General features: G+C 68.5%; 9 protein-coding genes and 3 pseudogenes. 8 read left to right on the forward strand and 4 right to left on the reverse strand.

Translation table 11 applies throughout. The annotated features are described in order from the left end of the window. Positions 1 to 142: 142 nt before the first annotated feature. The gene (locus C4313_RS10005) at positions 143 to 1,285 is read right to left on the reverse strand and encodes a tyrosine-type recombinase/integrase (protein ID WP_352429722.1); all 1,143 of its coding nucleotides are present in this window, start codon (positions 1,283 to 1,285) and stop codon (positions 143 to 145) included. Further along, the gene (locus C4313_RS10010) at positions 1,285 to 2,343 is read right to left on the reverse strand and encodes a hypothetical protein (protein WP_352429723.1); all 1,059 of its coding nucleotides are present in this window, start codon (positions 2,341 to 2,343) and stop codon (positions 1,285 to 1,287) included. The genes C4313_RS10005 and C4313_RS10010 overlap by 1 nt, the downstream gene beginning before the upstream one ends. A gap of 77 nt (positions 2,344 to 2,420) precedes the next feature. Between C4313_RS10010 and C4313_RS10015 the strand changes: the two genes are divergently transcribed. The 7 genes and pseudogenes from C4313_RS10015 to C4313_RS10045 all read left to right on the forward strand — a co-directional run bounded on the left by C4313_RS10015 (position 2,421) and on the right by C4313_RS10045 (position 7,953). Beyond that, positions 2,421 to 2,645 carry a helix-turn-helix domain-containing protein gene (locus C4313_RS10015; protein ID WP_352429724.1) on the forward strand — a complete coding sequence of 75 codons (225 nt, stop codon included), beginning with the start codon at positions 2,421 to 2,423 and terminating at the stop codon, positions 2,643 to 2,645. Between the two features lie 390 nt (positions 2,646 to 3,035). Then, positions 3,036 to 5,240, forward strand: coding sequence for an AICE element replication initiation protein (locus tag C4313_RS10020; protein WP_352429730.1), 2,205 nt, complete (start codon positions 3,036 to 3,038; stop codon positions 5,238 to 5,240). Further along, positions 5,225 to 5,410, forward strand: a pseudogene (gene ureC, locus C4313_RS10025) (urease subunit alpha); the annotation flags it as partial. The gene C4313_RS10020 and the pseudogene ureC, both read left to right, overlap by 16 nt. 2 nt (positions 5,411 to 5,412) lie before the next feature. Then, the gene (locus tag C4313_RS10030; RefSeq protein ID WP_352429725.1) at positions 5,413 to 5,847 is read left to right on the forward strand and encodes an urease accessory protein UreE; all 435 of its coding nucleotides are present in this window, start codon (positions 5,413 to 5,415) and stop codon (positions 5,845 to 5,847) included. Between the two features lie 15 nt (positions 5,848 to 5,862). Then, the gene (locus tag C4313_RS10035) at positions 5,863 to 6,504 is read left to right on the forward strand and encodes an urease accessory protein UreF (RefSeq protein ID WP_352429726.1); all 642 of its coding nucleotides are present in this window, start codon (positions 5,863 to 5,865) and stop codon (positions 6,502 to 6,504) included. A gap of 9 nt (positions 6,505 to 6,513) precedes the next feature. Beyond that, positions 6,514 to 7,121 (forward strand): annotated as a pseudogene (ureG, locus tag C4313_RS10040) (urease accessory protein UreG). A gap of 49 nt (positions 7,122 to 7,170) precedes the next feature. Then, positions 7,171 to 7,953 (forward strand): urease accessory protein UreD, encoded by a 783-nt coding sequence (locus tag C4313_RS10045; RefSeq protein ID WP_352429727.1) that lies wholly within the window; start codon positions 7,171 to 7,173, stop codon positions 7,951 to 7,953. A 26-nt stretch (positions 7,954 to 7,979) separates the two neighbouring features. On the opposite strand, the pseudogene C4313_RS11710 reads toward C4313_RS10045, so the two are convergent. Beyond that, positions 7,980 to 8,159, reverse strand: a pseudogene (locus C4313_RS11710) (hypothetical protein); the annotation flags it as partial. Between the two features lie 96 nt (positions 8,160 to 8,255). Further along, positions 8,256 to 8,780 (reverse strand): DoxX family membrane protein, encoded by a 525-nt coding sequence (locus C4313_RS10050; RefSeq protein ID WP_503012464.1) that lies wholly within the window; start codon positions 8,778 to 8,780, stop codon positions 8,256 to 8,258. A 247-nt stretch (positions 8,781 to 9,027) separates the two neighbouring features. Between C4313_RS10050 and C4313_RS10055 the strand changes: the two genes are divergently transcribed. Then, positions 9,028 to 9,720 (forward strand): IclR family transcriptional regulator (locus tag C4313_RS10055; RefSeq protein WP_352429729.1); only part of this gene is annotated, 693 nt, incomplete at its 3' end.

The following is a 9,720-nucleotide window of genomic DNA, read 5'->3' on the forward strand; positions in this document are numbered from 1 at the left end:
CGCGACGAATTTGTAATCCGCGTGTCGGGGGTTCGAATCCCCCCGCCGGCTCCAGCTGAAATGCCCGCAGCACGATGGTTTCTGCCTCAGGGTCGATTCTGTGTTCGGGGGCGGTGGGCCAGAAGGTGTGCCTAAAGTGTGCCTATCGCGCCGGGCGGAAGATAGCGTCCAGCTTCCGGGCCGCCTCCTTCTGCATGGAGGGCAACACGTGGCTGTAGGTATCGAGCGTAACGCCGATCTGGGAGTGGCCCAACCGCTCCTGCACGACCTTGGGATGGACGCCCAACCTGAGCAGGAGCGTGGCCGCCGTGTGCCGGAGATCATGGAAGCGGATGTCTGGGAGGCCGGCCCGCCTGACCAGCGGCTTGAACCAGCGGCGAATGATGTTGTTCCTGCGGATCGGGCCGCCCCTGGTGTCGCAGAACACCCAGGGGCCAGGGTGACCCTCCGCCAGCATGCGCTTGCGGTGCTCCCGCAACGCTTCCACGGCTATGTCGGGCAGGTCCACCCGTCGGGGTCTGCCCGACTTGGTTTCGCCGGGGGCCAGCTTGCCGTTCAATTCCAACAGGGTGCGGCGGACGGACACCGTGCCCGCCTTCAAGTCCACGTCTTCCCATTGCAGGCCCAGGAGTTCGCCCTGGCGCATCCCCGTGGTCAAGGCGAGGACGCAGAGGGCTTCCAACCTGTCCCCCCTGGCCGCTTCCAGGAGGCGCCGAGCTTGTTCGGCGTCAAGGGTGCGCACTTCCTTGCGCGGCACCCGGGGGCGGTCCACTGCGTCGCACGCGTTGTGGGAAACCAGGCGCCACTTCACGGCTTGGTTCAGTGCCCGGTGGAGGACGGCATGGGTGAACTGGCGCATGCGTGGCGAGACCCCGGCCCGCTCCAGGTCAGCATACAGGCCCTGCACGTGGACAGGCGAGAGCTTCGCGAGAGGGATTGCGCCGATCCGTGGCGCCACGTGGATGCGGATGATGGCCGCGTAACGGACGTGCGTGCTCGGCCTGACGGCGGGCCGTGCCGCATCTTCAAGCCAGCGGGCGAGATATTCGCCCACCGTGAGTTTCTCGGAGTTTATCGGCAGGCCCCGAAGCACGTCCTGCTTCATCGCGTCGAGCTTCTGCTGCACTTCTTCGACACTGCCCCCCGTGGTGCTGACACGGATGCGCTTGCCATCCGCGCCGACGCCGAGGTCGAGCATGCCCCGGAACCGCCCGGGGCGGTACTCGTAGATCGTCCCTGTGCCCTTCCTGGCCCTGCCTTGCTTCTTGCGGCCTTTGCCCGGCATCAGTCATCACTCCCTTTCTGTGTTCTCGCCCCTTGGTGGACCCATTTCCTGCCCGTGAGGCGCCGATAGGCCGCCCGCGCGTCGCGGGAGAAGTTCTGCCACACCGTATAAGCCCACTCGGGGTGTTTCTCGTTCCACAAGGCCGCCATCTCCCGCCAGGTGTGATTTGGGTTCTGGACGAGGAAGAGGGCCAGTTCGAGGTGCTTCTTCGACATTGGGCGGTCGCGGCCTTTGAAGACCTTGTTTCTAGCCTTCGCGTACAGATCCCGCACTTCGTCTGCGGATAGCCTCGGATCGAGTTCCAGTTTGATACGGTCATGGGGGCGAAAGTACACCAACGGCGTTCTGATCCGAGCTTTGGGAATCAGGGGGATTACGCCTGTTAAAGTAAAAACCACCGCTTGACTTTCCTGCCATCCATACGTCCGTTCCAGGAGGCGGGCCACTTGCTTCAGGTGATACAAAACCCCGTCGTGCTGAATGGGAATCGTACGTTGCCAGTTGTCGTCGGGAACAGCGTAGTTGAGAAATTCCGTTGACACTTCGGAAATAAACCTGTCCAGTTCACTGTCCGGCAGAGCGGATAGTGTCTGCAGGAGGTCGCGCAGGCGTGGAAACGGGCCATTGTGCTTGAGCGTGTGGTCTGCCCGAAGGGCGATGGTGTACCAACGGGAGCCGGGGCCGTCTGCCTGCTTCGTTTGGTGGATCCATGCCTCCACGTCTTTGAATGCGAGCAGACGGCCGCCGAGGTACTTTTCCCGAAACCGAACGACTTCAGGAAGCCGGGCCGCTTCCACCGCGAGAATCTCTGACAGGTAGAGGAGCCGTTCGTCCGGCGGGATCTCCTTGGTTTCGTCCCTGCTGGCAGCCGCCGCGCGGTTCTCCTGGTCGGCCGCGAACAGTGCCCGGAGTTCTTTCACCAAGACATTGAGATCGCCAGTCAGTGTGTAGTCTTCGAGGTAGCCCCTCCTGACGAGATACCGCCAATAGCCCTCCGGAATGGGCCGGCCCAGAACGCCGGCCACCTTCCGGCGCAACGCGTCCTGATGTATCACCATATCCGCCCCCTTATCACGGCTACATTACCATGGAAACGCGCGAAGGCGCAAGACCACATCGGGAGGTGAAACGCATGGTGCGGGTGACGGCAGAGCGGCGGGACCCGCGGGAACTGGCGGCGGAGGGGCTTGTGACGGTGCGAGAGGCCCAGCGGTTTCTCGGCATTGGCCACAACAAGCTCTACGAGCTGATGGCGGCGGGCGAGATTCCGTACGTCCACATCGGCGCGGCCCGGCGCATCCCGAGGGCGGCGCTGGTGGAGTACGTGGCCCGGAACCTGCGGGGCGGGCGCGGTGCGTAAAACAGCAAACCGCCCGGCGGCGGGGGCCGACCGGGCGGCGGCAGAAAGGGAGGCCAACCAATGGTTCCTGCTCCCATTGTAACATCCATTGACGACATTCTCAACAGGCTGCACGGCGTAAAGCAGTCCGGCGCCGGCTGGATGGCCAAGTGCCCCGCGCATGACGACAGAAAGCCTTCACTGTCGATTTCGACCGGTGCGGACGGCCGCATTTTGCTGCACTGCTTTGCGGGATGCCCCACGGATGTTGTCGTCCGGGCGATCGGGCTGGACATGGCCGACCTGATGCCCGCCAGCCCAGAGCAGAGGAACGGCGCGGCGCCCCGGGACCCCGAGGCCGTCTATCGGTATTACGACGAGGCCGGGCGCCTGCTATACGAAGTCCTGCGGATGCCGGGGAAGCAATTCCTCCAACGGCGGCCCGATGGGAAGGGCGGATGGGTCTGGAAACTAGATGGCGTCCCGCGGGTGCTGTATCGCCTGCCGGCGGTGGTCGAAGCGGTGAGGCGCGGCGATACGGTGTTCCTGGTCGAGGGCGAGAAGGACGCCGATGCCCTGGCGTCCCTGGGGCTGACGGCCACGACAAACCCCCAGGGCGGTGGCAAGTGGAGGGACGAATACGCCGAAGTCCTGCGAGGCGCCCGGGTGGTGATCCTGCCAGACAACGACAACACCGGCAAGAAGCATGCCGAGCAGGTGGCTCGCTCCCTCCACGGCAAGGCCGCCGAGGTGCGCGTCCTGGAGCTTCCCGGCCTGCCCCCGAAAGGCGACGTGTCCGACTGGCTGGCCGCTGGGGGCACCCGCGAGGAGCTGGAGCGCCTAGCCGACCAGGCCCCCGAATGGGCGCCGCCTCCCAGCGAAGACCACCACGAGCATGAAGACGACGAGGGCGGCCGGCGCCGCAAAAGCAAAAGCGCCATCCTCGTCGAGCTGGCGATGGCCGCCGAGCTGTGGCACGACCCGGAAGGCGAGCCCTGGGCCACCTTCACGGTTGACGGTCGCCGGGAGCACTGGCCCACCAAGAGCAAGGCGTTCCGGCGGTGGCTGTCCCGGCGCTTCTACGAGACCGAAGGGGGAACGCCGGGCGCCCAGGCCATTCAGGACGCCCTGCTGGTGATCGACGGCATCGCCTGTTACGACCGCCCCGAGTACCCCGTGTACACCCGCCTGGCCGAGCACAACGGCCGCATCTACCTTGACCTCGGCGACGAGGCATGGCGGGCCGTCGAGATCGGGGGGCCGGGGGGGTGGCGAGTCATCCCGTCTGAGCAGGCACCTGTTCGGTTCCGGCGAGCCCGCGGCATGCTGGCCCTGCCCGAACCCGTGGCGGGCGGCTCGCTGAAGCTTCTGCGGCGGTACCTGCATGTTCCCAACGATGATGCGTGGCTGCTCATTCGGGTGTGGCTTGTCGGGGCCATGCACCCATCCGGTCCCTATCCGATGCTGGTGCTGCAGGGGGAGCAGGGGTCGGGCAAGAGCCTGGCGGCCCGGATGCTTCGTCACCTGATCGACCCGAACACCGCGCCGCTGCGCACCAGCCCGCGGGACGAAGGAGACCTGCTCATCGCCGCCCGCAACGGATGGGTCGTCGCGTTGGACAACCTTTCGGGGCTGCCCGATTGGCTCTCGGACGCCATCTGCCGGGTGGCGACGGGTGGCGGGCTCGGCAAGCGGGAGCTTTACACCGACACCGACGAGGTACTCATCGATGTGCGCCGGCCCGTGATCCTCAACGGTATCGACGACCTGACGGCTCGGGACGACCTCCGCGACCGCTCCATCGTGCTGACGCTCCCGCCCATCCCTGAGCACGAGCGGCACGAGGAGCGGGAGCTGTGGGCCGCTTTCGAGTCGGACAGGCCCGCCATCCTCGGGGCGCTTCTCGACGCCGTGGCGGCCGCGATGCGCTACTTGCCCGAGACGCACCTGCCGCGTTTGCCCCGCATGGCAGACTTCGCAAGGTGGGCCGCGGCGGCAGGACGCGCGGCCGGATGGACGCCGGAGGAGTTCATGACCGCCTACTCGGGCAATCGGGACGAGGCCGCTGCGGTAGGGGTCGAAGCCTCGCCTGTGGGCCAGGCCATCCGGGCGCTGGCGGAGGAGAAGAAAAGCTGGGAAGGGACCGCCACCGAGCTGCTGGCAGCCCTGCGTGAGCGGGCCGGCGAGAACGACCGGACGCTACCCAGGGATCCCCGCACCCTCTCCAATCACGTGCGGCGGCTTGCGCCGGCGCTGCGGGCGGTGGGAGTGGACGTCGAAATGAGCCGGGTCGGCAAGCAGCGGACGCGGCTCATAAGTCTAACCCTCAAAGGCGAACAGAGGGGCGAAACATCGTCCGCTTCGTCCGCTGCGTCCGCAAGCCCGCCGCTACGGGCTTTGACGGCGGACGAAGCCGCCAATGGACGGTCTGCGTCCGCCGGCTCCGGGTGGCGGACGATGAGCCCGCCTGGCGGACGAAGGGCGGACGATAAGCCCGGCGCCGACAAACCTCGCCATGACGGCATCGCGGACGAAGCGGACGCTGCGGACGCAAAATCGCGTACCCAGTCTAACCGGGAGGTGGGGCGCTGCCCCATCGCCTCCGGCGACATCTAGTCCCCGTCCGCGGGACGCGGGGGCTGACCAAGCGGGACATGAGGCTCAACGACCTGTTGCCGCGATTGGAGGTCGACCCGGAGACCTACGACGTCCGGGTGGACGGCGAGCGGGTGACCTGCGAACCGGCGGACCGGTTGCCCCTGGCCCAGCCGTACTTCCTCTTCTAGCCATGCCCGTGCGCGTCGCTGCGCTCCCTCGGGACCCGGCCCTCTACCAGCGGGTGGTGGACATCCCCCTGACTGCCGAGGAGAGGCGCAGGGTGCGCCGCCGTCTCGCCGCGCCTGACGGCGAGGAGGTGTGGCTGGAGCTTCCCACGGGGACCATCCTCCGGCCGGGCCAGATCCTGGCCGTGGTGGAGGGGACCGCCTACCGGGTGGTGGCCGCCGAGGAGGACGTCCTCCTGGTCTTTCCCCTTAGCCCCGGCCAGGGCGTGGGAATCGGCCACCTCATCGGCAACCTCCACAGGGACGTGGTGGTGGAGGGGGACGTGGCCATCGTCCTGTGGGACCCCGTCCTGGCGGACCGCCTCCGCCGCCTGGGTGTTCGGGTGGAACGAGCGCGGAGGCCCTTCGGAGGGGACGTCCCCGCCCCACACGGGCACTGACCGGCGATGGACGACGTGGCGGTGCTTCGGCTCCTCCAGGTGGTCGACTCCCAGGTCCCCGTGGGAGGCTTCGCCCACTCCTACGGCCTCGAGGCCTACGGCCCGCTCGGCGTGACGCCGTTCGGGCTCTCCCAGCTCGTCGACCTCCACGTGAGCCTCGGGTCGTTACACCTGGACCTGGCGGCCTGTGCCTCGGCCCGCCTCTGGGCCCCGGATGAGGCCCGCCTGGAGGCCCTGGGGGAGGAGCTCACGGCCTGGAAGGCCGTGCGGGGGCCGCGCGAAGCGAGCCTCCAGGTGGGGCGTCGGCTCACGTATCTGGCCCAGAGGGCGCTGGGCCTCTGTCCCCCGCGCCTCTCGCATCCTCACGCCGCGGTCGTCCTGGGCGCCCTCGCAGCCACTTTGGAGATCCCGCCTCGGATGACCCTCCTGGCCTTCGCCCACGCCTCCTTGGCAGGCCTCCTGGCCGCGGCCACGCGGTGCCTGCGCATCGGCCCCCTCCGGGCGCAGACGATCCTGGCCGACATTCACCCGTCCGTGGTGGAGACGGTCGAGGAGGTGCTCCGGGATCCCGAGGCCGCGCTGTGGGCCGCCACCCCTGGGTGGGACATCCGATCGCACCAGCAGGCCTTTCTCACCACGCGACTCTTTCTCTCCTAGGAGGGTGCCATGCGGCCTGTGAGGATCGGCGTTGGCGGGCCCGTGGGGTCCGGAAAGACGGCGTTGCTGGACGGGCTGTGCAAGGCCCTGCGCGACCGCTACAGTCTCGTCGTCATCACCAACGACATCTACACCTTCGAGGATTCGGAGTTCCTGGTGCGGTCCGGGGCCCTCCCTCCCGACCGCATCCAGGGGGTCCAAACAGGAGGGTGCCCCCACACCGCCATCCGCGAGGATCCCTCCGTGAACCAGGAGGCCATCGAGCGGATGGTGGCACGGTTCCCGGACGCGGACATCCTGTTCTCGAGTCGGGAGGCGACAACCTCGCGGCGTCCTTCAGCCCGGAGCTGGTGGACGTAAGCATCTACGTGATCGACGTATCGGGGGGCGACAAGGTCCCCCGCAAGGGCGGCCCCGGCGTGACGTGGAGCGACCTGCTCGTCATCAACAAGGTGGACCTGGCCCCCCACGTGGGTGCGGACCTCGGGGTCATGGAGCGGGACGCCGCCCGGCTGCGGGCCGGGAAGCCTCTGGTCTTCACGAACCTGAAGACGGGGGAGGGACTGGATCGGGTCGTGGCGTGGATCACACGGGAGGTGCTCTTCCACGACCAGTAGGACCGGAGTCCTCGAGCGATCCCGCGAGCGCACGTCACTGCGAGGGGAGTTGCACCTGGTCTTGGGAGCGCGCGGGGGGGAGACCTACGTGGTCCGGGCCTCCGCAGGAGGGCCGCTCAAGGTCCTCCGCCCCTTTCTGCTCCCCGACGGCAGAGCGGTGGTCCAGGTGGTGCACGTGGGGCCGGGGCTGCTCGGCGGGGACGAACTCCGCGTCTCGGTGTGCGTGGAGGCGGGAGCCGGGGCGGTCGTGGTGAGCCAGTCGGCCACGAAGGTGCTCGGGATGAGGCTGGGGCAGCGGGCCTGCCACCGGGTGACCCTCCTGGTCCACGAGGGCGGCGCGCTCGAGTACTACCCGGGTCTCGTGATCCCCTTTGCAGGGGCGGAGCTCCTGCAGGACCAGGAGGTCCTGGTGGAGGGAGGCGGCCGTGTGGGGGTGCTCGACCTGTGGGCCGCGGGACGGATCGCCCGGGGGGAGGTCGGCCGGTTCCGGCGCCTGTCGGCCCGGCTGCACGTCAAGATCGATGGCCGGCCCGTGTATGCTGACGCCCTCGAGCTGGAGCCGATCACGCGGCCAGTAGAGGGGTGGGGGCTGCTAGAAGGCCACCGGTACCTCGCCAGTGGGTACTGGCAGTGGGGGGATGTCCCGGAGGACATGGTGCAGGAGGAGGGTCTCCTCCTCGCCTGGGGGCGGACGGCCGGGGGAGGTACGTACCTGCGGGCCCTGGCTAGGGACGGGTTGGCGATGAGGGAGGCCCTGGGGCGGGTGCTGCAGACTTGGCGGGACCTCTGGGGGCTCCCTCCTGTGGACCTGGCCCGGTACTCCAGCGCCTGAGCGAGACTCGGGGCCCGCTGCTGGGGCTAGAGAAGTCTCAGGCGCCGCAGCGTCATGGCGTTGAGGGCTACAATCACCGTGGATACGCTCATGAGGAGCGCCCCGGCGGCCGGGGACAGCAGCACTCCCCAGCGGGCCGCGACGTCCGCAGCCAAGGGAAGGGATCCGGCATTGTAGCCCGTGGCCCACACGAGGGTCTGGACCAGCACGATGTCGGCAGACTCGAATGAGGGATCCTCCTCCCCACGAGCAGAGAAAGGGGACCGGGGCCCTCCCTCTGGGGGGATTGGGACAGGGCCTGCCTATCCCGCCGACCCTGTCGCCGGCCCCACCTCCCCGCGCCCGCGGCGGAACAGGGTTCCTGGATATCCGGGGACGCCCAGGGCGGGGAGGACCCACCGGTCGAGGCCGTAGTAGCCCGCCACGCGCCAGGCTAGGACGAGCCACGTGGCCAGGATGAACAGGATGGGGTTGGTGCTCACCGTCCCCGCCAGCAGGTAGTTGGCGTTCATGAGCCCGCCGAAGAAGGCGGCGATCCCGGTGAGGAAACCCAGGAGGAGCCCCAGCCCCACGGCGATCTCTCCGAGGGTCACGAGCCAGCTCCAGAAGGCCGCGTGGGGCAGCACCGCGGACCGCAGGAAGCTCGCGTACCACCCCGTGACGTCGGGGTGGGGCCCGGTGGTCTTCGTGAGGGCCCGAAGGACGAATCCCGTGACCGCAGCACCGGCCTTGGGCCCCGTCCAGGCGGGGTTACCCAGCTTCTCCAGGCCAGCTGTGAGCCACTCATAGCCCGCGTACAGCCGCACCAGCAGCCAGAACCACGCCATCCGCGTGTCGGAGAAGAGGAACCGGGCTATCGGGGGGTCGGGAATCTGGACTTTCGAGGACCTGTCTTGCGCCATTTTCGTCATCGCCTCCCCAGGTCCGTGGTCGTCTCCCATCGTACCTCCTCGATGCCTCGAAGGGAATCCGTCGCCCACCGGAGATGCCAGCTCAGGCGGCTATCCGATCCCGCCGGAGCGGAGACCAGGAGGACCCGGAGCCTCGTTTGACGAATACGAACAATGTACGACGATGTCGAACAACTCTCGCGGCGGCATCCGGTCGGTGGCCAAGGCCCTCCAGATCCTCGAGGCCTTCGATGCGGAGCGCCGCACGCTCCGCGTGACGGACCTGGCCCACCACCTGGGATTGCCCAAGAGCACGGTCCACGGGCTCCTGCGGACCCTCTGCGACCACGGGTTTGTCCAACAGCTGGACGCGGGGCGGCTCTACGCTCCCGGCCCCAAGCTCCTTCACCTCGCCACCATGGTGGACCGGGACGCGCTCCTGGTGGAGGCCGCCGGAGGGCCGCTCCGCGAGCTGGCGCACACGACGGAGGAGACCGCCAAACTGGGCGTCCGAGTGGGGCTGAGCGTGGTGGTGCTCCACGCCGTGGAGAGCCCTCGGGTCCTCCACACACGGGGGGACGTGGGGGTGGCCGCGCCCCTCTACTGCACGGCCCTCGGGAAGGCGTTGCTGGCCTTCCTCCCTCCCGACGAGCAGGAGCGCGTCCTGCAGGCCGTGCCGCTCCGGGCCTACACGCCCCGGACCATCACCGGCCTCGGCCCCCTGCGCCAGCACCTGGCCAGCGTCCGCGCCCGCGGGTACGCCACCGACGTCCAGGAACACGAGCCAGACGTGCGGTGCGTGGGTGCCCCCCTCCTGGACCTGCGCGGGGTCCCCGTGGCGGCCGTCAGCGTGTCGGGACCCGCCCAGCGGATGCCG

The organism is Thermoflexus sp., from assembly GCF_040289485.1.
Classification (GTDB): Bacteria; Chloroflexota; Anaerolineae; order Thermoflexales; family Thermoflexaceae; genus Thermoflexus.